The 23,584-nt window shown below is 42.3% G+C and carries 17 protein-coding genes; 11 read left to right on the top strand and 6 right to left on the bottom strand.

The window, feature by feature from the left end; all coding sequences use genetic code 11:
* The first annotated feature begins 225 nt into the window (after window positions 1–225).
* The gene (locus EDD70_RS08975; RefSeq protein ID WP_092750906.1) at window positions 226–2,700 is read left to right on the top strand and encodes a methyl-accepting chemotaxis protein; all 2,475 of its coding nucleotides are present in this window, start codon (window positions 226–228) and stop codon (window positions 2,698–2,700) included.
* A gap of 299 nt (window positions 2,701–2,999) precedes the next feature.
* On the opposite strand, the gene EDD70_RS08970 is transcribed toward EDD70_RS08975, so the two are convergent.
* On the bottom strand, window positions 3,000–3,251 hold the full coding sequence (locus tag EDD70_RS08970; RefSeq protein ID WP_092750908.1) for a LacI family DNA-binding transcriptional regulator: 252 nt from the start codon (window positions 3,249–3,251) through the stop codon (window positions 3,000–3,002).
* Between the two features lie 328 nt (window positions 3,252–3,579).
* Here EDD70_RS08970 and EDD70_RS08965 point away from each other — a divergent pair, with 328 nt between their 5' ends.
* Entirely contained in the window at window positions 3,580–5,670 is a 2,091-nt protein-coding gene (locus EDD70_RS08965) for a methyl-accepting chemotaxis protein (protein ID WP_242943056.1), read from the top strand.
* Window positions 5,671–5,808: 138 nt separating this feature from the next.
* Here EDD70_RS08965 and EDD70_RS08960 read toward each other — a convergent pair whose 3' ends face one another.
* From EDD70_RS08960 to EDD70_RS08950, 3 genes are all read right to left on the bottom strand, one after another.
* Window positions 5,809–6,957, bottom strand: coding sequence for an ABC transporter substrate-binding protein (locus EDD70_RS08960; protein ID WP_092750910.1), 1,149 nt, complete (start codon window positions 6,955–6,957; stop codon window positions 5,809–5,811).
* Between the two features lie 68 nt (window positions 6,958–7,025).
* Complete coding sequence (locus EDD70_RS08955) at window positions 7,026–8,024, bottom strand: ABC transporter permease (RefSeq protein ID WP_242943057.1); 999 nt, start codon at window positions 8,022–8,024, stop codon at window positions 7,026–7,028.
* 14 nt (window positions 8,025–8,038) lie between these two features.
* Window positions 8,039–9,505 carry a sugar ABC transporter ATP-binding protein gene (locus tag EDD70_RS08950; protein WP_092754393.1) on the bottom strand — a complete coding sequence of 489 codons (1,467 nt, stop codon included), beginning with the start codon at window positions 9,503–9,505 and terminating at the stop codon, window positions 8,039–8,041.
* A gap of 292 nt (window positions 9,506–9,797) precedes the next feature.
* On the opposite strand from EDD70_RS08950, the gene EDD70_RS08945 reads away from it, so the two are divergent.
* From EDD70_RS08945 to EDD70_RS08935, 3 genes are read left to right on the top strand one after another with little or no spacing between them, the layout of a single operon-like run.
* Complete coding sequence (locus EDD70_RS08945; RefSeq protein ID WP_092750912.1) at window positions 9,798–11,381, top strand: helix-turn-helix domain-containing protein; 1,584 nt, start codon at window positions 9,798–9,800, stop codon at window positions 11,379–11,381.
* Between the two features lie 20 nt (window positions 11,382–11,401).
* Window positions 11,402–13,219 carry a sensor histidine kinase gene (locus EDD70_RS08940; RefSeq protein WP_092750914.1) on the top strand — a complete coding sequence of 606 codons (1,818 nt, stop codon included), beginning with the start codon at window positions 11,402–11,404 and terminating at the stop codon, window positions 13,217–13,219.
* Window positions 13,212–14,213 (top strand): substrate-binding domain-containing protein, encoded by a 1,002-nt coding sequence (locus tag EDD70_RS08935; RefSeq protein WP_092750916.1) that lies wholly within the window; start codon window positions 13,212–13,214, stop codon window positions 14,211–14,213. Before EDD70_RS08940 ends, EDD70_RS08935 begins: the two co-directional genes overlap by 8 nt.
* Window positions 14,214–14,232: 19 nt before the next feature.
* On the opposite strand, the gene EDD70_RS08930 is transcribed toward EDD70_RS08935, so the two are convergent.
* The gene (locus EDD70_RS08930; protein ID WP_092750918.1) at window positions 14,233–14,979 is read right to left on the bottom strand and encodes a DeoR/GlpR family DNA-binding transcription regulator; all 747 of its coding nucleotides are present in this window, start codon (window positions 14,977–14,979) and stop codon (window positions 14,233–14,235) included.
* A 169-nt stretch (window positions 14,980–15,148) separates the two neighbouring features.
* Here EDD70_RS08930 and EDD70_RS08925 point away from each other — a divergent pair, with 169 nt between their 5' ends.
* From EDD70_RS08925 to fucU, 5 genes are read left to right on the top strand one after another with little or no spacing between them, the layout of a single operon-like run.
* Entirely contained in the window at window positions 15,149–15,832 is a 684-nt protein-coding gene (locus EDD70_RS08925; protein WP_092750920.1) for a class II aldolase/adducin family protein, read from the top strand.
* Window positions 15,833–15,862: 30 nt separating this feature from the next.
* Window positions 15,863–17,335: a rhamnulokinase gene (locus tag EDD70_RS08920; protein ID WP_092750922.1), complete on the top strand. Its 1,473-nt coding sequence runs from the start codon at window positions 15,863–15,865 to the stop codon at window positions 17,333–17,335.
* 23 nt (window positions 17,336–17,358) lie between these two features.
* Window positions 17,359–18,510, top strand: coding sequence for a lactaldehyde reductase (fucO, locus tag EDD70_RS08915; protein WP_092750923.1), 1,152 nt, complete (start codon window positions 17,359–17,361; stop codon window positions 18,508–18,510).
* Window positions 18,511–18,539: 29 nt separating this feature from the next.
* Window positions 18,540–20,324, top strand: a complete 1,785-nt coding sequence (locus EDD70_RS08910; RefSeq protein WP_092750925.1) for an L-fucose isomerase — start codon at window positions 18,540–18,542, stop codon at window positions 20,322–20,324.
* Between the two features lie 23 nt (window positions 20,325–20,347).
* Window positions 20,348–20,779, top strand: coding sequence for an L-fucose mutarotase (fucU, locus tag EDD70_RS08905; RefSeq protein WP_092750927.1), 432 nt, complete (start codon window positions 20,348–20,350; stop codon window positions 20,777–20,779).
* Window positions 20,780–20,830: 51 nt separating this feature from the next.
* On the opposite strand, the gene EDD70_RS08900 is transcribed toward fucU, so the two are convergent.
* Window positions 20,831–21,514: a DNA alkylation repair protein gene (locus EDD70_RS08900; protein ID WP_092750929.1), complete on the bottom strand. Its 684-nt coding sequence runs from the start codon at window positions 21,512–21,514 to the stop codon at window positions 20,831–20,833.
* A 325-nt stretch (window positions 21,515–21,839) separates the two neighbouring features.
* On the opposite strand from EDD70_RS08900, the gene EDD70_RS08895 reads away from it, so the two are divergent.
* The gene (locus EDD70_RS08895; protein ID WP_092750931.1) at window positions 21,840–23,525 is read left to right on the top strand and encodes a hypothetical protein; all 1,686 of its coding nucleotides are present in this window, start codon (window positions 21,840–21,842) and stop codon (window positions 23,523–23,525) included.
* The last annotated feature ends 59 nt before the right edge of the window (window positions 23,526–23,584 follow it).

The following is a 23,584-nucleotide window of genomic DNA, read 5'->3' as shown; positions in this document are numbered from 1 at the left end:
TTATATTTCAAAAATCAATAAAGAATCTGCAAATTATGTCGAAATATAATAATGGAGAAACTTTTAATAGTTTTATGTTAAGCTCGGTTTAACGCACATCGATTTATTCATTGCTTAATTAGCCATTAGTAGGAGGTGGTAGTTAAGGATAAATCATTACCCATCCCAAAATACAACATATTAAGCAATGATTTTGACTACAGAGTAAGGAAGGACAACATAATCATGAGATTTACCAAAAAGATGAAATTGGCGACAAAAATCGCATACACGGTTACTGCTTTGCTCATTGTGATTTTTGTTATTTTAATCGGATTTGCAGTTATTTCCTCACAGAATGTGATTGAGGATACCATATCTGCAGAATTTAATGCCTTGTCAAAATCCAACGGTTTGCAGGTACAGCAAATTTTGGATACAGCTGAAAACGCTACAAATGACATGCGTTCCTATCTGCTAAAAGCATACAAGCAAGAAGAGCAAGAATTAGGCAAGCAGGCAAATGAGGGCGAAACACCTTCCGGCAAAACCGCAGCAACAAAAGACGATAAAGCATCTACAGGTAAAACAGCAACTGCAGCAAAAGATACGAAAGCAACTGCAGCGAAAGATACGAAAGCAACCGCTAGCAAAACTGAAACAACAAAAGATGCCAAAAACTCAACCGGTAAAACGACATCGGCAGCATCAAAAACTGTAAAATCCTCAACTTCTGCTAAAAAAAATGAATCGGAGCAGGAGAAAGAGAAATATATAAGCAGTATTTACAATATGGAAATCAACAAGGTGAAATTGGACGCTGAAAAATATCTTACCGAAACAGCTAGAAACGCAGCGGTTAATAATGAAGACATTATAGCAGTTGGTGCCATGTTTGAGCCTTATAAATTTGATAAAAACATAAAAAGCTATTCTTTTTATGTCTCAGAAACAGACGCAGACTCTGTTATCCGCCCGTTTGGGGTGCATTCGGAGTATTCAAAAGAAGAATATTATGTCAAAGCTGTAAAGCAAAAACAAACAGTATTTACCGAGCCGTATAAGTTTAACGGCGTTACTATGGTTTCTGTGTCTTCGCCTATTATCTATAACAATGAGTTAAAAGGCGTTATCTTGTCTGACATCAATGTTACCAACTTTTCAAAAGTTCAGTCAGAAAATAAACGCTATCCAAGTATGTACGCTACCATTTACAATGGGCAAGGCGTGATTATTTACGACAGCCGAGATATTCAAAATGTAGGCAAAAACATGTCGGAGTTTTTTGCGGACAAAGATGAGTTAGCTATAGTACAAAACGACTTTGCCAAAGGCGAAGCGTTTTCTAATGAAGCAACGCGCGCAGACGGCAAAAAAATAACACGCTATTTTACCCCTATTAAAGCAGGCAACACCAATTGGTGGGCTATGACAGCACTCGAAACATCCGATATGAATCAAGCTGTTACAAAAAATACAATCGGTATGTCGGTAATGGCATTGATTGCGCTGGTTCTTATTGTTGGTACAGTTGCATTTGTACTGAAAAGAATGCTTAGCCCGATAGACAACGTTGTAAAAGCTGCCGAAGAAATATCAAACGGTAATTTCGATATTCATCTCGAAGCAAAATCAGAAGATGAAATTGGCATTCTGATAAAAACATTTGACAATACCGCTCAAACTTTAAAAGGCGTAATTGAGGATATTTCAAATGTGCTGAACAGCATCGCAGATAAAAACCTTGATGTAGATACTTCTGTTAATTATGTTGGTGATTTAGAAAAGATTGATATATCCATAAAAAATATTATAAAGAACTTAAATGAAATCATGGGTAACATCAACCAGTCAGCCGACCAAGTTGCAAGTGGCTCTGGCCAAGTATCCAACGGGGCTCAGGCATTGTCTCAAGGTGCAACCGAGCAGGCAAGCTCTATAGAGGAACTTTCTGCTACAATAACCGAAATTTCTTCGCAGATTAAAAAGAATGCAGAAAATGCAAGAAAAGCAAGAGAAGAATCTACTTTAGCCGTAAAAGAAGTTGAAGACAGCAACCAAAAGATGCAGGAAATGATACAAGCAATCGGAGAAATCAGCGATAAGTCCGGTAAAATCGGAAAAATTATCAAGACCATTGAAGATATTGCGTTCCAAACCAACATTTTAGCACTGAATGCTGCAGTAGAAGCAGCCAGAGCGGGGGTAGCAGGAAGAGGATTTGCGGTTGTTGCAGATGAAGTGCGCAATCTTGCCAGCAAATCTGCCGAGGCGGCTAAAAACACAACTACGCTGATTGAAGAAACCGTGTTGGCTGTAGAGAACGGTACGAAGATAGCCGATATTACAGCAAATTCAATGTATACTGTGGTGAAAGGCGTAACCAAGGTAACCGGTTTAGTTGATGATATCGCCATTGCTTCGGGTGAGCAGGCAGACTCTATTGCACAGGTGACACAGGGTGTTGAGCAGATTTCAAACGTAGTACAAACCAACTCTGCTACCGCTGAAGAAAGCGCCGCAGCTTCTGAAGAGCTCACCGGTCAGGCTCAAATACTCAAAGAAATGGTTGGCGGGTTTAGGTTCAAAGGTGAAACACAAACCGAGACTTTGCCTGAAACTGAACTGACTTGGTACGAAGATGATGACGAGCAAAACGAAGAAGTTAAAACAGAATATGAAGAAGAAATGGAAGAAGAATCTTTAGAAAGCAAATATTAACCGATAGATGTAAGACATTTCTTTTCAAATTATCCTATGTTAAACAGAGACATCCGATATCCCATTTGAGGATACCGGATGTTTCTGTTTTTCTCGTCTATATCAATAAAATTTACTTAATCATATTATTTTGGTAGAACAGCGGATGATCAGTTTATTAGGCAGTTCCAAAAATTTTGGTTTTCTCTTTTTTTATGTAATAATTCCGTCAGCCTGACTGTTTAGTAAAGACTGAATGCCATTAAGTTTTTTTGCGGGTCATTGTCTATATTAAAAAACAGCACCTAATATCCGCTTTTTTAGCAAACGTCACTAATCCCTTTCACTAATATCGAAGAAAAGTGGCTGGTAATATCGGCAATGATACAACCAATGACTCTGCTTTTTTGCGATTTTAGGCGTCGCGCAATATTGCTTGGGCGATAGTTCAGTTCAAGCATCACTTCTTTAATACGGTTTTTCATTTCGGCACACATAAATTCGTATTTTCCGTTAAGATAGCGCGATACCGTTGTTTTCGATACCCTCGCTGCGCCAGCAACATCATTTATACAGTTGCAAGTTTAATGATTCACCAAATCGATTAACTACATCAATGAGACAATTATATGGTTTTACACAAAACAGCCAATAACCGTTGTATGATTTTGCAATGATAATGTAAAGACAGAAAATACAAATACCTACTTATATCTAAATTTATTGGAAAAATAATACTAATTTTTTTCAATTATATTGAAAAACTTGTTTATTTTTGATAAAATATAAATAAAGGTGCATTCTCCATTTTTAGACAAAAGTAAAAATCACAGCTCTATTTTATTTTCGAAGAATACTCAAGATATTTAGAAAGAGACATAAGGAAAGGAAGTAGGCACCATGCCAAGAATTCATTCCCTCAAAACGACAGCATTAGTTATCATCCTACCAACAGTTGTAATTGCGATGGCGAGTTTATCTCTTATGGGTTATTTTAGTGCCAAGCAGATTATTGGTGAGGCAATCAACAGCGAGATGGAATTGAGCTTGTCTGCCGCAGTAGAAAACATTGAAAAATCATTGTCTAACAATCGAAAAGTAGTAGAAACTCTTGCAAAATCGGTAGAATCGGCAGGTGATGTTATGCAAGAGAAAGATTATGAAGAAATACTGACTTCTTTTATCGCAACCAATGCCGAAACTTTTGGCGGCGGCATTTGGTTTGAACCTTTTGTATATAGTAAAGAGAAAGAATACTATTCGCCTTACTGTATGAGAGAAAATGGAAAAGTAAAATATGTAAATAATTATTCTTTGGGTGAAGGGGTTCAGTATACCGACCAAGATTGGTATAAAAACGTAAAAAATACGAGTAAAAGTGCTGTATGGTCGGCACCGTATTTTGATGATTATGTAAAAATCTCGATGGTAACTTCGTCGGCGCCTTTTTACGATAAAACAGGCAAATTAATGGGTGTTGCCACTACTGATATTGATTTAACGCAAATGCAGAAGATGATTACATCTTTGAAGGTACACGGAAGCGGAAGGGCATTTTTAATAGATTCAAACGGTACTTATATCGGTGATGAAGACAGTGAAAAACTGTTAAAAGCAAATATTACACAAGATAGCAACACCACTTTTTCTGCATTGGGGCAAAAGATGCTCAGCGAAAAAAACGGGATCGGTACTTATCAAGCAGGAGAAGAAGCTTACCGTGTTTGGTTTTCTGAAGTACCTGAAAGCGGTTGGCTGATTGCTACTGTCATTTCAGAGCAAGAACTTTTCGGAAGTATAACACAACTCGGCAGAAATCTTTTGGTTATCTGCGGTGTATCTATTTTATTGGTTAGCTTTATTCTCATAATCTATATTTCAAAGGGGATTGTAAAGCCTCTTGAAGGGCTTGTGGGAATCACCCAAAAAATAGCGGATGGCGACCTTAACGTGCAAATGAATATCAAATCGAAAAACGAGATTGGTGTCGCTCTTTATTCTTTGGAGAAAACAGTGAATCGGCTCAAGACTTATATCGGTTACATCGACGAGGTGTCTGTTGTTTTAGAACAAATTTCTGACGGCAATCTGGATTTTGAATTGCACCAGGATTATGTTGGAGAGTTTTCTAAACTTAAAAAGGCTTTGCAGCACATCCAAACAACCCTTGTATATACGTTGCAGGAGATTACCAATACGTCCAAGCAGGTTTCTGCAGGCTCGGGTGAAATTTCTAATGTAGCCCAGTCACTTTCTGAGGGAGCTACGGAGCAGGCGAAATCGATTGAAGAGATATCTGAGCTGATGCAGCAAATATCAAGCCATATTACAAATGATGCAGAGCAGCTGACCGATGCCAGTGCAAAAAGTACCTATATTACCCACGAAGTTCAAGCAGGCAACCAGAAAATGCAAGAGATGATAAAGGCAATTTCTGAAATCAGCGATAGTTCCGGACAAATCGGCAAAATAATTAAAACGATACAGGACATTGCTTTTCAAACCAATATCCTCGCACTGAATGCAGCAGTGGAGGCAGCACGCGCGGGAGTAGCGGGAAAGGGCTTTGCAGTTGTTGCCGATGAGGTGCGAAACCTTGCATCAAAGAGCGCCGAAGCAGCTAAAAATACAACAGTATTGATTGAAAGCTCTATCACAGCAGTGCAAAATGGTGCAAAAGTAGCGGAAGAAACTGCTCAATCCATGACATCGGTAGTAGACGGTGTTAAAAAAACAGCAGAAATTATTAATTTAATTGTAAATAATACAAACGAACAATCCAACTTAATCTCTCAGATGAATTACGAAATAGGGCAAGTCTCGGGTGTGGTGCAAAGAAACTCTGCAATAGCAGAAGAAAGCGCTGCAAAAAGTGCCGATCTTTACCATCAAGCGCAAACGCTGAAGTCTGCTGTAGATCAATTCCAACTAAATGAGAGTTTAGGGGAAGAAGACATCGCTTCTGCTAATATTTATCCTATCAAAGTCTAAAACTCATATCAAGTAATGTATACAATAAAATAGAAATGAGATAAGGCAAAACGAGCGGTGCTATTGAAACCGCTCGTTTTACTTTTCCAAAAAGAATAAGAAGACCGAACATTCCTGTACGGTCTTCTTATTCGGGGTTTATTCGTATACCAATTCGGAGATTGCAGGATCTTTCAGGGCTTCTGCATTATACCATTTTGCACCTGTGTCTATAATTTTATTTTCAACGGATTTTCCGTTGATTGCATCCACTGCCAGTGCTACCGCTTTATAGCCGATTTGATACGGGTCTTGCGTTACAGAGCCAAGGAACCAACCGTTTTCAACGGCAACTCTCTGCGTTTTTCCGGCATCAAATCCCAATGCAATCATGTCTTTGTACTTGCCGTTTTCTTTATTAAAATCGTTGCCGTCGTTCGAAGCGGCCAAAATGCCTCCTGCACCATTTTCGTTCGAACCATAAACGGCAACAAGATTCTCAATGCTCAACAAAGCTTCAGCGCCTGTTTTCATATCGGCGGCAGCTGTGGTTGCAGGCACGTTTACGGTAATAACCACTTTGGCTTTTGCGGCATCTTTTTTGTAACTGTCATGGCCTACAACTTTTACGTTCTCTTCACCGGCAAGCACAATCATTTTGTCGATAAAGCCGGATGTTCTTTTGATGAGAGATTCGGATGTTGCGTCTTGAGAAAGCACCCCGATTGCAATGGGCTTTTCAGGGGTAGCTGCATCAAATTTCGCTTTAAAATCTGCATTTGCAAAAAGCTGTTCAGCTGCGAGAGAGGCTGCAGCATAGTTATCGGTAGAAGCAGTTGCATAAATTGATCCTTCGGGCGCATTGGGAACGCCAGAGTCGAAACCGACTACAGGTATGCCCTTGTTTTTGCAATCATTCAGCTGCTCTTTTACCGATTCGGTATCAAGGGCTGCCAAGCAGATAGCCGCAGGGCCTTTGTCCATGGCTGCTTTCAACATATCTACTTGAATTGCAATATCAGATTCTGTAGGAGGCCCGTCAAATGTAATTGTAACATTTAAGTCTTTTGCTGCTTGTTCGGCACCTTTTTTTACTACCTGCCAGAATTGATGCTGAAAGCCTTTGGATATGACAGCGATGTAAGCACCGTCTGCTGCGTTGCCGTTTTCTGCAGGGGCAGACTCACTTTTGGGTTCTGCGGGGGGTGCGGCTCCGTCAGAGGGTGTCGGGGCTGTTGCGGAACAACCCACAACAGAAACAGCCAATACAACTGCAAGCAATACACATAACAATTTTCTGATTTTCATGTCATTTCCTCCTTTTATTTGGGTTTTCTTATAAAATGCAGCACAGCTGCAAACACACAATAGTTTTGTTATTTTACCTCTGCGGCTTTTTTATTTCTGTAAATGTCGAGCAGTACAGCAAGGATAACAACAAGCCCTGTAAAGAATGTTTGATAATGCCCCTGAAGCCCCATAGACATCAGCCCGTTTTTTAGTACGCTCATAAGAAAGGCACCAATCAAGGTACCGCTCATAGTACCAACGCCGCCCGACATAGAGGTGCCGCCGATAATAACAGCTGCAATTGCGTTCATTTCAAGGCCATTGCCTGTACCGGGAATAATAGTAGTGTAGGTTGATGCGTAAACAATTGCAGAAAGCCCGCAGAAAAAGCCGCATACGGTGTAAACAAGTGTTTTCCATTTTATTACGTTTACACCCGAAAGACGCACGGATTCTTCATTTGAGCCGATTGCGTAGGTATAACGCCCAAAACGGGTATTGTTTAAAAGAAACAGTGCAACTACAAAAAAGATGCCCATATAAACAATTCCTGATGGAAACCCAGTTTTAAAAAGTGGGGTAGATGGAGTCTTATAGAAAATCGCCTTGTAGCCGCCGTCGGCATCAAATGCTGATGGAAAACGCTGAGTCTGTACTTTTGTAATGATTGAGCCGAAGCCTTGCGTCATCATCATCATACCAAGTGTTGCAATGAACGGCGGAAGTTTTAAACGCGAGATAAGCGAACCGTTGATACAGCCAACAACGGTGGAGATTGCAATAATCAATACAAGGCAAACCCAGATGTTTACACCAGAATTATAAACATAACCGCCAATCAGTGCAGACATCATCATATTTGTACCAATGGAAAGGTCAATTCCTCCTGTGATAATTACAAATGTAATGCCAAATGCCATAAATCCTACATAATAGGTACTATCCATAATACTTACCAGTGTGGAGCCTGAAAAGAAGTTCTTGCCAAATATGCTAAAGAATATGTATAGAATTACCAACGCTGCGGGTGCTAACATTTTTTGAAAATCAACGTGAACTTTTTCTTTTTGCTTTATAGTTTGCATTTCAATCCCTCCTGCTATGTTCTTGAAGTAGCATACTTCATAATCAGTTCTTGGCTGGCAGTTTGTATGTCCAGTATCTTGGTAAGCCTGCCTTCGCACATGCATGCAATTCGGTCGCTCATCCTCAAAACTTCTTGCAGTTCCGATGAAATCATGATGATGGATTTACCTTCGGCTGCAAGCTCGTTCATGAGTTTGTAAATCTCACTTTTTGCGCCAACATCAATACCGCGTGTAGGCTCGTCAAAAATCAGGACATCGCAATTCTTTATCAGCCATTTTGCTATAATCACTTTTTGCTGGTTGCCGCCGGAAAGCTTGCGAACAAGCTGAGAGATAGAAGGAGTTTTGATATTAATTTTTTCGACATATTTTTCTGCCTCTTTTTTAACTTTTTCTTTATTGATGATGCCGAAATGTGAAAAATCTTCAAGGCAGGTGAGTACGATGTTGTCTGCAATCGAAAGCCCTGCTGATAAACCAAAACGTTTTCGGTCTTCTGAGAGGTATCCGATTCCTGCTTTTACAGCATCTTGCGGGGTTTTTATGTCTACCGGTACGCCATTTTTAAGAATCTCTCCGCCCTTTCTGGGGTCTGCCCCAAAAATAAGACGAGCTGTTTCGGTACGTCCGGCGCCCATAAGGCCTGCAAGCCCAAGTATTTCGCCTTTGTGCAGTTTAAACGAAACTTCTTTTACTTCTTTCGATTCAAGATTCCGTACCTCCAAAACGACTGGTGCATCCGGTGCAACAGAACTAACCATTTTTGGCTCAAGATAGATGGTGCGTCCGACCATTGCATTGATAATTTCATCCAACGTAGTGCTTTTGGCATCCAAAGTGGTGATGTACTCACCGTCGCGCATGACAGTGATACGGTCGGCAATTTCCATAATCTCATCCATTCTGTGTGAGATATATACCATAGTAACGCCTTTTTCGCGCAGGTCGTTCATTGTTTTAAAAAGCTCTGTAATCTCTGCATCGGTCAGTGCGGCGGTGGGTTCATCCAATACCAAAACAGAAGAGCGAAAAGAGATTGCCTTGCTGATTTCTACCATCTGCTGTTTGCCTACGGTTAAACCTCCGACTTTGTCAGTAGGCTGAATGCTCAACTTCAATTGATCAAAAAGCTGCTGCGTTTTTTGGTTTATTACACTATCCTTCAGTAAAAATCCCTTGGATTCGCGCCCAATAAAGATATTTTGTGCAGCGGTAAGATGGTTCATAAGGTTCAACTCTTGGTGAACGATAGAGATACCGGCTTCCTGTGCTTCTTTAGGGTTTTTAAAACAAACCTCTTCGCCATTGTATAAAATTTTACCTTCATCAGCCTGATAAATCCCGGTGAGAACTTTCATCAGCGTAGATTTACCCGCGCCGTTTTCTCCTACAAGAGCATGAACTTCCCCCTTTTTTAGTTCAAAACAGCATTTTTTCAGAGCATGTACACCCTGAAAACGCTTGTCGATGTCTATCATTTTAAGTACGACACAATCATCAGAATTGGTGTTGGCACTCACTGCTAAATCACCCCTTATTTTTCTTTTCCCGAATAATCGGGCAGCCGGCTGGAACTGCAATTTGCTAAAGGTACACCATAACCTTGCTTCTCGCCTTCATTATATTGGTTTTACATCCATATTAATATAGAATTTTTTCCACAAACTGTGTATTTTTTTACTATTTAGTATACTTTTCATTGAATCAGCTGTTTTTTTAGGGTATGATTAGATTGAAATATAACATAATTTTAACAATGAGGTAGTTTGAATGTATAAAGTAATGCTTGCGGAAGATGAGGCTGAGGTGCTTGGTGCAATGCTCAAAACCATCCACTGGGAGAATTATGGCTTTGAAGTACCAATCGGCTGCCGAGATGGGGCAGAGGCGATTCGCTGCGTAGAAGAGGGTGAACAGCCAGATGTGCTGATAACGGATATTTGCATGCCTTTTGTAGATGGCTTGGAATTAACGGAATATGTTACAAAGCATCTGCCTGATGCAATTGTAGTAATTTTAACCGGATACGACGACTTTCATTATGCACAGAAAGCAATAAAGTATCAGGTTTTTGACTATGTGCTAAAACCCATAACCCCTTCATGTTTATGCGAGCTGCTTGAACGATTGAAAATAGAACTGGACCAGCGTTCGCGCAGCGACGGAAATTCCAAAGAAATTGTAACAAATTATTTTTTAAACCAATTGGTACATAAAAAAATGGATTTATCGGTCATCAGTGAATATTGCCGTATTTATGATATTAAATTTGAGGGGTGCTATCACGTTTCGGCCTTGCTCGACATTGATTTGCCTGCACAAAAAACAGGTGCACAAAACAAAAGCGATGACTTGCTTCGCTATGGTTTGTTTAATATTGCTCAGGAGCTTTCGCAGGAATACGGTGTTGCAGTATTTCAAGGGCGTGAAGGGCTTTGCAATTGTATCGTCAGTGCAGCGGATCTCGAAAGTTGTTTTCGATTAACAGGTACGCTCATTTCACATATTGCACAAACTGTACATCGGGCATTAAAGGTAACAGTTTCTGCCGGTATAGGCGAACCCGTAAAAAGCCTTGATGCTCTCTATTTCTCACACCAAAAGGCAGAAAAGGCGTTGGAAAGCCGATTTTATTACGGAGAGAACAGTATTCTCTTTTCATCCGAAGTTGATATTAAAAAGTCGGAAAATATTGATTATCAAAATTGCGAGCGCCGTTTAACCGAGGCTGTTTACACTCTCAACCGTACTGCTGCAGGCGATGCGGTAAAAGAACTGGCAAACCAGCTTAAAAATACACAAGCACCTCTTGAAAAATGTGTTTTTTACACCCAAAAACTGCTGATGAAAATGATTATGCTTGCGGATGATATCGCAGGCGAGCAGCAAGCAGATGCCATGACAAAAGCCTTTGAGGGTGCAAGCTTGTACTCTGTTTCTACTCTAGCGCAGCTTGTTGACCGTTTGGATGAAATGTTTGATAAAGCATTTGAGATTCTGCTTGCACTCAAAACCAGTTCATCTGCGTCACAGGTTGCAAAGGCAGAGCTTTACATCAAAGAACATTTTAACAATCCCGAGCTTTCGCTCAATTCGGTAACAGAACACCTGTCTGTAAGTACAAGCTACTTCAGCAGTATTTTTAAAGAAAGAACCGGTATGACGTTTGTGGAGTACCTCACGCAGCTTAGAATGGAAAAAGCCAAGCAGCTACTTACTTTTACCGATTACAGAACCTACGAAATTGCCGAAAATATCGGATTTTCCGACCCCCACTATTTTTGTGTTATTTTTAAGCGCACAACAGGCCTGCCCCCCACAGAATACCGCGAGATGCATAAAAATCAGCCTTAGCAGATAATGGGGGGAGTAGATTGAAAATCATTCAAAAGCTAAAAGAATGTATTAATATCAACAGCATTCGAACCAGCATGGTGTTATCTTTTATGCTTTTAATCTCTTTTTTGGTGATGTTTTTTTCTTTGATATCCTATTACTACACGATAAAAGACTTAGAAAATACGTCTATCAGCTATACGGTCAGCCTTCTCAATGAGATCAGTTCCAGTATTGATACATACATAGCCAATACCAAAAGCATCAGCCGTGTGGTGGTAGAAAATCGTGACGTCATCCGTTTGATGAACTTCTACAACCAAAATTACGGCAAAACGTTGACCCCTGTGCAAAAAATTAGGCTGGAGGAACTGCGCTCTAATGTTGTGGCACATATGGGGATTGTGCAAAATACGCGTGACGAAATCACCAACATTGCCATTATTTCACGAAAAGGCGATGTTGTATTAAGTGACCCTAAAAAAAGGGTGAATGAGTTTTCGGAATACAACCTGACAGATTGGTATCTTCGCCCTCTCTCGTATTTTGATGATATTATCGTATCCCCATCGCATGTTCAGAATTTAATTGCAGACGAGTATAAATGGGTTATCTCCATTTCGAAATCCATTATCGACCCTGAAACTGACGCAATATTAGGTGTTATGGTAATTGACCTCAACTACAAATCCATCGAGAAAATTTGTGAAAACGCACAGCTGGGTAAAAGCGGGTATATCTATATGATTGATAAATTTAAAAACATCATATACCACCCCCAACAACAGCCCATTTATTCGGGTATAAAAAATGAGCTGGTCAAGGAGATTTTAAAGCTTGATGAAAGCAACCCCCTGTTTCGGGATGAGGCAAGCAATAAAATCTACATTAGAACCAACTCTGTTATGACAGACTGGAGTATTGTCGGCGTAGTAAATGCCGATGAACTCATTAGAAATAAATTGAGCACTATCGATTTTTATCTGATTCTTTCCTACATTGCAATTTTAGTAGCGGCAATCATCGCAACCATTATCTCTACCGCGATTACAAAGCCTATCAAAACCTTAGAAAACACCATGCACCGTGCAGAAGAGGGAGATTTTAGTGTAAGATCGCAAATTACACTGAACAACGAAATTGGGCATTTGGGCAACACGTTTAACGAAATGATTTTTAAAATCAAGGCTCTTATGGATAATACCGTTGCAGCGGAGGAGGAAAAACGTAAAAGCGAAATTAAAGCATTGCAGGCACAAATTAACCCGCATTTTCTTTACAATACTTTGGATGCGATTATTTGGATGTCGGCAGGAGGCAAAAACGAAGAAGTTGTTGAGATGACCTCTGCACTTGCAAAATTGTTTCGTACAAGCATCAGCGAGGGCGACAAATTCATCCCGCTTGCGGTAGAAATTGAAAATATTCAAAGTTATCTGGTGATACAAAAAATACGCTACAAAGATAAATTAACTTACCGTATTGAAATACCTCCGCAACTGCTCAGTTTGAAAACACCAAAACTGATATTACAGCCGATTGTTGAAAATGCGGTGTATCATGGTATTAAGATGAGCCCAAACGGGGGAGAAATACGCATAGGTGCGTATTTGCAAGAGCAAGACATGGTTGTTACCGTTGAAGACGATGGGGTGGGGATGAGCAAAGAACAAATTGCTCATTTGTTTGTCCAAAAACAGAACAACGACAGGGGTATTGGAATAATCAATGTGAATAACCGTATTAAACTTTGTTTTGGCGAGCACTATGGGCTGCACTATGAAAGCCGCTTGGGAGTAGGAACGCGTGTGCAAATCCGTTTGCCTAAAATTGAGGACGGTGAAAAGAATGAATAAGCGGCACTACATTGCCATATTATTAACACTGGCGGTTTGCTTTGCTGCGCTTCTTTTATTTTATCGCATTGAAAAAAGCTCAATCAACAACAAAGAGCAAGAGCCCCCTCTCTACCGCATACAAGTAATTTTAAAGGCAAAAGCAAATCCGCCTGATTTCTGGCGGATTGTAGAGCAAGGGGTTATGGTAGCAGCTCAGGAGTACGGAGCGGTTTGTGAAGTGACAGGTCCTACGTCTGAAGATGACATTGATCGCCAGATTGAGCAGATGAAAGAAGCAATAGCAAAGCAGCCCGATGCAATTGTGTTGGCTGCAACCGATTACGAACGTTTGGTTCCAATCTGTGAGCGGGCGGTAAAAGAGGGCATTTTACTCGTCACTGTAGACAGTGATGTTAACTACACAGGGAGAAAATGCTTTGTGGGCACGGATAATTATCAGCTTGGCAAAAGCCTTGCCGAACAGGTTGACCTGCTGACAGAGAAAAAGGGGAAGGTAGGCGTTGTGGGGCATGTTGCAACCGTCACCACCGCTATCGACCGCGAGCGTGGGCTAACCGAGAATTTGACCGATGCAGACAGCCGCATCACAGACGTTGTTTATTGCAATGGTTTGGTGGAAACAGCACGAAAACAGGCAATATCTATGCTGCAAAACAACCCCTACATCGTGTGCATGGTGGGGTTGAACGAAACCTCCGCTATGGGCATTGCATATGCTTTAGAACAATTAAAATTAGAAAAAGACGTGAAGCTGGTAGCCTGTGATTGTTCAGAAAAACAGATTCAAATGATGGAACGAGGAACCATTCAGGCTTTTGTCATCCAAAACCCGTTCAATATGGGTTACGTCAGTATCAAAAGCACCATCGAACTTTTACAGGGCAAAAATGTGCCTGCAAACTACAATACCCAAAGCGTTGTGGTTACAAAAGACACTTTGTATAAGAACGAAAACCAAAAACTGCTGTTCCCGTTTGTAGATGACCAGTAGAGAGCAGTGCTTGCACATCTTAAAACAAGATAGGAATACCGGCATTATGCAAAAATTCATCGTTGGGTTTTTCATCCGTGATGATTGCATCCAGCTGCGAAACCGCACAAACTTTACAAAAAAACTCCAGCCCCAGCTTGGTACTGTCACAAAGCATAATTTTCTTTTTTGCGTTATAAAACATTGCTTTTTTTACTGCCGCGCTGTCTTCGCTTGCCTCGGTAGACCCGCAGTTAAGCGAAAGTCCGCAGCACGATAAAAACAAAACATCTGCGTAAAAGCTGTTCACCATTTGTACGGCAAACGGCCCTACAATAGATGATTTGTTCTGAATCACTCCTCCGCACGAAAATATTTTTGCGGAGGTTGTTTCGTTTAAAAGCTGTGCTGTGGCGGTGCCGTTGGTAACAATACTGAGGTTTTTAAAACGGTCAAGCTTTTCAGCTAAGACGGTAACCGTAGAGCTCGAATCTAAAAATACAGTACATGAATCGGTAATATAACGCTGTGCAATGTTGGCAATGTGCAGCTTTTTTTCGCGGTTTTTTGAAGTGCGCACCAATAAAGGGGCATCTTGGTTGGTGCCCTCAAGCAATGCGGCGCCTCCGCGCACTCTTAAAATCATACCTTCTTCTTCCATCTGGGCAAGGTCTCGCCGTATGGTGGGCGCACTTACATAAAGCCGTTTGCTTAAAAACTCTACGGTTGCACTGCGCCGTTGTTTTAAAATATCCAAAATTTGCTGTTGTCTTTCAAAACATAACATTTTTAAAACCTCCTTGTTGATCGAAACTGATTGATTATGATTCAAATTATACTATAATGTTTTCAGTTTATCAATCTGTATTAAATATATGGACTTAATACAAAACATTATGTATAATTTGCTTAAAGTTAGAAAAAGTTCAATCAACATCGATATAGGAGGAACCAAGATGAACGAAATGGAATACAGAGAGCAAATTTGCGACATTTGCCACAAAATGTGGCAGCTCGGCTGGGTTGCTGCCAACGACGGTAACGTTTCGGTACGTTTGGAAGACGGTACTATTTTAGCAACCCCCACCGGCATCAGCAAAAGCTTTATTACACCCGAAAAATTAGTAAAAATTAATGCACAAGGTGAGATATTAGAAGCAAACAACGGTTACCGCCCTTCGTCCGAAATAAAAATGCATTTGCGCTGCTATCAAGAGCGCGAAGATGTAAACGGGGTAGTTCACGCACACCCGCCGACGGCTACCGGTTACGCAGTAGCAGGCTTGAGCTTGGATGAATACTCGATGATTGAAACGGTAGTTGCCATCGGTTCTATTCCGCTTACTCCGTACGGAACACCTTCAACGATGGAAGTACCCGAAGCAATTACGCCTTATTTAAAAGAGCATGACGTAATGCTGCTGCAAAACCACGGGGCATTGGCAGTTGGCGCCGACGTGCTCACTGCATATTATCGTATGGAAACTTTGGAGCTGTTTGCAAAAATCAGTTTTACAGCGCATCTGCTGGGCGGAGCAAAAGAAATTGAAAAACCGCAGATAGATAAACTGTTAAAGCTGAGAACCGATTATTACAAAGTAAGCGGGAAACATCCGGGTTATAAAAAGTACAACAAGTAACAAATATCGATATAATCAGGAGGATGTGCTATGGAAAAAAAGGTTTTGGCGTTTGACTATGGTGCTTCCAGCGGAAGAGCGATGCTAGGCAGTTTTGATGGTACCAAAATAAACCTCAAAGAGATACATCGATTCGATAACGACCCTGTCAGCGTAAATGGAACGCTATACTGGGATATTCTCAGGCTTTTTTATGAGATGAAGCAAGGCATTTTAAAAGCAAAGAACGGCGGCGGTTTCGACAGTATCGGTATTGATACCTGGGGTGTGGATTTCGGTTTGATTTCTGCTGAAGGAACTTTGCTTGAAAATCCGGTGCATTACCGCGATAAAAGAACAAGCGGCATGATTAAAGAAGTTTGCAAAGAAATGGATGCCAAAGAGCTGTATAGCATCAGCGGGAACCAGTTTATGGAGATCAATACAATCTTCCAGCTTTATTCGCTGCTAAAAAAACGTTCTCATCTTTTACAGCAAACCGACCGCTTTTTGCTTATGCCCGACCTGTTTGGTTACCTGCTTACGGGTAAACATTGTGCAGAACGCTCGATTGCCTCTACCACACAGCTTTTAGACCCATACACCAAGCAATGGAACTGGCACCTCATCGATACGCTGCAGCTGCCGCGCAGAATCTTTGCGCCATTGGTCGATTCCGGCACAATAACAGGCAATCTTTCTGAAATAATCTGTGAGGAATTGGGGGTAGACCCTAAGCCTGTAGTTGCTGTAGCATCGCACGATACTGCCAGTGCCGTTGCTGCAACCCCTGCTGAGCAAGAAGATTTTATCTTTATTTCGTGCGGAACATGGTCGCTGTTCGGTACAGAACTCAAAGCACCTGTAATCGGAGAAAGCTCGCACAAATGCAACCTTACCAACGAGGTTGGCTACGGTGGTACAACGCGTTTCTTAAAAAATATCATCGGGCTTTGGATGATACAGGAAACACGCAGGCAGTTCCGCCGCGAAGGCAAAGATTACAGCTACGCCGATATGGAACAGCTTGCAAAGCAAAGCAAACCGTTTGCCTGCTTTGTAGATCCTGATGCCCCCGAGTTTGTACCGCAGGGGAACATTCCGCGGCGCATTCGGGAGTTTTGCAAAAAAACAGGGCAGTATCAGCCGCAAACTGACGGAGAAGTGGTACGCTGCATTTACGAAAGCCTTGCCATGAAATACAGGTATGCCTATGGCCAGATTCGTGAATGTACAGGCAAAAACTACTCCCGTATCCATATGATGGGCGGGGGTACCAAAGATAACTTTTTATGTCAACTCACTGCGGATGCAACAGGTTGTGATGTGGTTGCTGGCCCGATTGAAGCAACCGCACTCGGTAATGTAGCAGTACAGCTGATTGCATTGGGCGAAATTGACGGCATTGAGCAAGCACGCAAAGTGATCAAAAACTCGTTTAACCCTGTTGTTTACTTTGCACAACCCAGTGATGAATGGATGAAGGGCTACGAGGCCTTTCTGAAGATAGTTGTAAGTAAATAAATTATGGCAAGGAGAGGATTAGCATGGCAAACAGAATCATATTAAACGAGACCTCTTATTTTGGCAAAGGGGCTATTCAAAACGTAGCATCCGAGATACAAGCAAGAGGATTGAAAAAAGTATTGCTTGTAACCGACCCTGATCTGATGAAGTTGGGGGTTACTGCCAAGGTAACCAAAGTACTGGATGACTCGCGTATTGCTTACGAGGTGTTCGACCATATTAAGGCAAACCCCAGCATTGCCAATGTACAAGAAGGCGTTGAAGTTTGCAAAAAGGCGGGGGCAGATGTTCTGGTAGCGGTTGGAGGCGGCAGTGCGATTGATACTGCAAAGGCAATCGGCATTATTATTACCAACCCCGATTTTGCCGATGTAAGAAGCCTGGAGGGAGTTGCCAATACCAAAAACAAGTGCCTGCCCATCATTGCAGTTTCTACTACTTCGGGCACAGCGGCAGAAGTAACCATCAACTATGTTATTACCGATGAAGAGAAAAAGCGTAAGTTTGTATGTGTAGACCCGCATGATATCCCCGTAGTTGCCATAATTGACCCGGATATGACCGCATCGATGCCCAAAGGGCTTTGCGCGGCAACAGGGATGGATGCCTTGACACACGCGATTGAGGGTTACATCACCAAAGGCGCATGGGTAATGACTGATATGGTACATATTAAAGCGATAGAAATGATTGCAAATTCGCTTCGTGCTTCTGTTGCGGGCGACATCGATGCGCGCGAGCAGATGGCTGTTGCACAGTATATTGCCGGCATGGGCTTTTCCAATGTTGGCTTGGGCATTGTTCACTCCATGGCACATCCTTTGGGTGCGGTTTACGATACACCCCATGGTGTTGCAAATGCGATTATTCTGCCCACTGTGATGGAATACAACGCAGATGCAACGGGTGAAAAATACCGCGAAATTGCAAAAGCGATGGGCGTAAAGGGAACAGAGAGTATGACGCAAGAGCAGTACCGCAGTGCCGCTGTACAAGCGGTGAAAAAGCTTTCGACAGATGTCAACATCCCTGCCAAACTTTCGGATGTCGGGGTAAAAGAAGAAGACCTGCAATTCTTAGCAGAGTCGGCTATGGCAGATGCTTGCACACCGGGCAACCCCAAAGACCCTATACTGGAGGATATCATTAAACTCTATAAATCAATGCTGTAAAACTTAAATTTTTAAGGAGGTATATCAGTATGAATTATCCAAAAATCGGGATACGTCCTACCATAGACGGCCGCTGGGGCGGTGTTCGTGTAAGCCTTGAAAAACAGACTATGGCAATGGCGAATGCCGCTGCAGAGCTTATCAGCAGCAATCTTTTTTATCAGGATGGCACGCCCGTACAGTGTGTGATTTCACCCACCACCATCGGTGGCGGTGCCGAAGCGGGCAGAAGTGCCGATTATTTTGCTACGCAAAATGTGTGCGGTACCCTTACCGTAACCCCTTGCTGGTGCTACGGCAGCGAGACCATGGATATGGACCCTCTGACCATCAAAGCTGTGTGGGGCTTTAACGGAACCGAACGCCCCGGTGCGGTTTATCTTGCTGCAGTTTTGGCGGCACATGCACAAAAAGGGTTGCCTGCATTTTCAATTTACGGGCACGATGTAAAAGACGCCAGCGATACAGGAGTACCCGAAGATGTTAAAGAGAAGATTTTGCGCTTTGCTAAGTGTGCGGTTGCAGTTGGTATGATGCGCAACAAAGCATACGTTAACTTTGGTTCGGTTGCTATGGGCATCATGGGTTCTTTTTGCGACCCATCGTTCTTCCAAAAATATTTGGGTATCCGTGCCGAATGGGTGGATATGACCGAAATACTGCGCCGTATTACACTTGAAATTTATGACCATGATGAGTACGAAAAAGCATTGACTTGGGTAAAAGCCAATTGCAAAGAGGGTTACGACTGCAATGCAGGCAAGCAATTGCCCGAGCTTATTACCAAATCAAAGTATATTCCGGCCGAAAAGGATTGGGAGTTCATTGTAAAACAAACATTGGTTTGCCGTGACATCATGCTTGGTAACCCCAAGTTGGATGAAATGGGATGGCACGAAGAAGCTTTGGGCAGAAATGCTATCGCAGGCGGTTTTCAGGGCCAAAGAATGTGGACCGACTGGCTGCCAAACGGCGATTTTATGGAAGCCATTATCAACTCTACCTTTGACTGGAACGGCAAGCGCAGTCCAATCCCGTTTGCTACCGAGAATGATACCCTCAACGGTACTGCTATGCTGTTTGGCAATCTGCTTACGCATTCAGCTACCGTTTTTGCCGATGTACGCACTTATTGGAGCCCCGATGCAGTAGAGCGGGTTACAGGAAAACGCCCCGAAGGCATAGCAAAAGATGGTTTTATGCATCTTATCAATTCGGGTGCAGCGGCACTGGATGGAACCGGAGTTTCGAAAGACAACGAAGGCAAAGGCTGCATGAAAAAGTGGTGGGATGTTACTGAGGAAGATATTGGTGCTATGACACAGGCAACCGACTGGGAGCGTGCCAATTACGAGTATTTCCGTGGCGGTGGTTTTTCCTCACATTTCAAAACGCAAAGCGAAATGCCCGTTACCCTTATGCGCATGAACATTGTGGAGGGTGTTGGCCCTACACTGCAGTTGGCAGAGGGTTACACTGCGTTGCTTGATGAGCAGATACATAACACCATTGATATGAGAACCGACCGCACTTGGCCTACCACATGGTTTGTTCCGCGCCTTACAGGCAAAGGGGTGTTTAAAGATGTTTACAGTGTTATGGCAAACTGGGGTGCCAACCACGGTGCATTCGCCTACGGACACATCGGCGCCGATTTGATTACGCTTGCCTCGATGCTGCGCATTCCTGTTTCTTTGCACAATGTGCCAGAAGATAAAATCTATCGTCCGCACTCTTGGGCAGCGTTTGGCAGTGATTCTCTTGAAGGCGCCGACTATAAAGCCTGCTCGCATTACGGCCCAATCTATGGCTGACAATTAAGAGGGGAGGAAACGATATGTTAAAAAAGATACCCAAAATTCTCTCTCCTGAACTGTTAAAAGTGCTTATGGAGATGGGGCATGGCGATGAAATCGTATTGGCAGACGGTAATTTCCCCGCTGTTACCTGCGGGCAAAGGGTAGTTCGGTGCGATGGACACGGAATCCCCGAATTGTTGGATGCAATTTTAGAGTTGCTGCCGTTGGATGTAAAATACAGCGATAAACCTGTGGGGTTAATGGAGGTTATGGCGGGCGACAGTTACCAGCCGGTAATATGGCAAACTTATAACGAAATTTTGGCTCGTCATGAAAATCCTGCACCGCAGATTGATTATATCGAGCGTTTCGCTTTTTATGAAAAAGCGAAAAAAGCCTTTGCGGTTGTTACAACGGGCGAAGGCGCGCTGTATGCCAACATTCTTCTTAAAAAAGGTGTAGTAGTGTAACAATTTAAAAGCACAAAAATAAACAGCCGTAGCTTTTTTGCTGCGGCTGTTTTATTTGCGCTTCATGCTGCGAATCAGTTTTTTGGTAGGTTCTTCTATTCGAAGAGATTCGGTTATTTTTTGCAAGGCTTTATTGTAAGTAAAATCATCCAAGCGGTTATTTTTAAGGTAGTACAGTGTCTGCTTCGGAAAATGAATGAAGCAGATGGATATTGCCCAGGCAACCGCCATTTTTGCATAATAACCCTCGTGACAGATGCTGTCAAAAAGGGGGAAGAGGCGGTGGATATATTCAGGCACCACAAACCAGTTTAGCAGCATTACCACACCAAAACGCACTTCATATTCATTTGGCGAGGTAAGATATGGCTTTATGAACTCCAAAACAATCTCGCGATGTTCTTTTGTCATTTTCAGCCCGTTGCAAAAGCTGTCGCATACCGACCAGTTATCTATTTTAGGGATGAAATTAGCGGCATAGCGCAAAATCTCTTCTATGTCTGCTTTCGCATACCCAATCACCATACCTTGCAGCATAACTTCTTCAAAATATTCGCTGTCTGCGGTTTTGAGATAACCGCGCCAATCTTCTTTTGCAAGTTGTTTGGCTATTTTACGTAGGGCTGGCAGCCGTACGCCCAAAATAGAATGGACATTCGGCAGAAGTGACGCAGAAAATTTTTGATAGCTTGGTTCGGCTAAGTTAATAAGCTGTTTTCTGATTGTATAATCCAATGCAATTCTCCCTTAACGTTGAATTAGCAAGTGCTGTTGTAAAAACAAGCATAACATCAATTATTTTTGCTGTCAAACATTGTATACTAAATTTGTGCGTGCTCATATCGGTAAACTTTACCAATGAAAAATATAGCGAAGTTTGTTGATTGAGCTTGGTAATAATGTTAAAATTGTATCATCTGCAGTGGAATAATTTGAGACCGGTTTTGGCAACTGTTGTCTCATTCCACTGCTTGTTGCTATTCAGCCATAACGAACGACATCCTGTAAATGACATTTTATACTTCGTTTCACACATAGAAAGGTTACAGGTGTACTAGTTATGAAAAAAGCCGTTGTATTTGTCCTTATATTTGCAGCAATTTTAAGCGGTTGCGCCAATCAGCCCCGGCAGTCATCCGATTATTCACAATCCTCCTTTTCATCAGAAAATGCTCATTCTGATGAAGAAATTTCTCTATCATCTTCCTCAACCCAAGAAAGCAGTACAACCGAGTCATCGCAGCCATCATCGTCTTCCCCTGCATCCGTTGCGCCCAACAAAGAACAGCCGAAACCATCTGCTGCACAAACAGGCAATCAATCCAGCAAACCTGCTGTTTCCGAATCATCAGTGCCTGAGTCCGTGGAGCCCCCCCAGCCGCCGAAAGACCCTGTAAGTGAAAAACTCAAAGCGCAAATCTACAAAGAGTTTCAAGCGGGTACGCCGCAAAAAAAGTTTATCTATCCGGTTACTTCGGATTGGACCAGTTCTGTCACAAACTACTCTTACGACACACGCTTGCAGGCGCACCTAAGCTGGAAGGTCAGTTGGATTTTGGAGGGGATGTACTACGCGTACAAAGCTACCGATGACAAGATGTTTTTGAACGAATCGGTACGAATGGTCGATGCCCTGCTCAAAAAACGGGATGACGCCATCCATCGCCAAGCTTTTGATGGAAATATCTACCCTCTGTGGGGTTCTACCTCACGTTACAACGGCGCATTTTTCACCATAAAAGATGCCGATGGCAACCGCCTTGCTGTTTTGCAATTTCACTCTCAGCAAAATGACCAGACGTATGTTTCGGTAAATTCCAACCAAGATACCAACACCTTTACTTTAAACATCCGTCACCAAAATAAAACCTATACCCTCCCAAACCTCACACTTGCCGATTTGATACAAAGAGTGGAACGAGAAGTGAGCTGGAGCTTTTATGGTTCGCCAAGGGAGGACAAGCATGTGGTTGAGGTAGCGTGGCTTGGTGATGATACAACCGCACTGCCGCAGAGCTGTGACTATACAATGGTTGAAAACACCAATGTTCCCACACCGGTTCATACCGCGCTTATTTTAGAGCCAATGACCCAAACTTACATAGAATTAAAAAACCAAGGTCACCCCGATGCAATGCGGTTTCGTGATGAGATAAAGACGATGTTTGATGCTTTGCTGGCAAACAACTGGGATGAACGGGGGTTTTTTAAAGAGATGGATAATTCCCCTACATTTTTAAACGGAGGTAAAATTATCCCGTGGAATCAGCAGCTGCCGTTGGTGTCGGCAATGGCACTGTACGCAAAAGAAGAGAATGACGCACAGCTCAAGCAGGTGGTAAAGCAGGCATGCAGCTATTTTAAAACCAAAATAACAGCCACATCAACAGGCTATTTGTGGCGTTATTGGGAAGACCCCTCCAATACGGTTACATATTACGAAACCACCAATTATGCGGCGCTTGATTTAAACAGCATTCGCCTTATCCACAGCACAGGGCTAGCTTTTTCAGATGCAGATATCACCTTATTTGCAAAAACAATTAAAAATCGTATTCTTAAAAATGCTGCCTCTCCCGCAACACATATTGATGCCTCATCCCCCAAAAGCGACAACTTAGCATTGCTGCAAAAATATCTGCCGTTTTCACCTTATGTGCCCGAAATTACCGCTTTGGTAGAGAAGCAAACATTGCCGTGGGATATTGCTGCAAAATTGCTTTATTTTAAAAGCAAACAATCTTAATAAAGTAAGGCTTGACAGATAGAGCGATTTGGCATAACCTAATTGATATAGAAAGATAT

It is taken from the genome of Hydrogenoanaerobacterium saccharovorans (genome assembly GCF_003814745.1).
GTDB lineage: Bacteria > Bacillota > Clostridia > Oscillospirales > Ruminococcaceae > Hydrogenoanaerobacterium > Hydrogenoanaerobacterium saccharovorans.
Note: the sequence above shows the minus strand (reverse complement) of the source record. Positions and strands in the feature narration are given on the sequence as shown.

What these genes read in the sequence shown, in the direction of transcription:
- EDD70_RS08975 (WP_092750906.1), top strand. Translation starts at nt 226, where the DNA reads ATGAGATTTACCAAAAAGATGAAATTGGCGACAAAAATCGCATACACG.
- EDD70_RS08965 (WP_242943056.1), top strand. Translation starts at nt 3,580, where the DNA reads ATGCCAAGAATTCATTCCCTCAAAACGACAGCATTAGTTATCATCCTA.
- EDD70_RS08960 (WP_092750910.1), bottom strand. Translation starts at nt 6,957, where the DNA reads ATGAAAATCAGAAAATTGTTATGTGTATTGCTTGCAGTTGTATTGGCT.
- EDD70_RS08955 (WP_242943057.1), bottom strand. Translation starts at nt 8,024, where the DNA reads ATGCAAACTATAAAGCAAAAAGAAAAAGTTCACGTTGATTTTCAAAAA.
- EDD70_RS08950 (WP_092754393.1), bottom strand. Translation starts at nt 9,505, where the DNA reads ATGATAGACATCGACAAGCGTTTTCAGGGTGTACATGCTCTGAAAAAA.
- EDD70_RS08945 (WP_092750912.1), top strand. Translation starts at nt 9,798, where the DNA reads ATGTATAAAGTAATGCTTGCGGAAGATGAGGCTGAGGTGCTTGGTGCA.
- EDD70_RS08935 (WP_092750916.1), top strand. Translation starts at nt 13,212, where the DNA reads ATGAATAAGCGGCACTACATTGCCATATTATTAACACTGGCGGTTTGC.
- EDD70_RS08930 (WP_092750918.1), bottom strand. Translation starts at nt 14,979, where the DNA reads ATGTTATGTTTTGAAAGACAACAGCAAATTTTGGATATTTTAAAACAA.
- EDD70_RS08925 (WP_092750920.1), top strand. Translation starts at nt 15,149, where the DNA reads ATGAACGAAATGGAATACAGAGAGCAAATTTGCGACATTTGCCACAAA.
- EDD70_RS08920 (WP_092750922.1), top strand. Translation starts at nt 15,863, where the DNA reads ATGGAAAAAAAGGTTTTGGCGTTTGACTATGGTGCTTCCAGCGGAAGA.
- fucO (WP_092750923.1), top strand. Translation starts at nt 17,359, where the DNA reads ATGGCAAACAGAATCATATTAAACGAGACCTCTTATTTTGGCAAAGGG.
- EDD70_RS08910 (WP_092750925.1), top strand. Translation starts at nt 18,540, where the DNA reads ATGAATTATCCAAAAATCGGGATACGTCCTACCATAGACGGCCGCTGG.
- fucU (WP_092750927.1), top strand. Translation starts at nt 20,348, where the DNA reads ATGTTAAAAAAGATACCCAAAATTCTCTCTCCTGAACTGTTAAAAGTG.
- EDD70_RS08895 (WP_092750931.1), top strand. Translation starts at nt 21,840, where the DNA reads ATGAAAAAAGCCGTTGTATTTGTCCTTATATTTGCAGCAATTTTAAGC.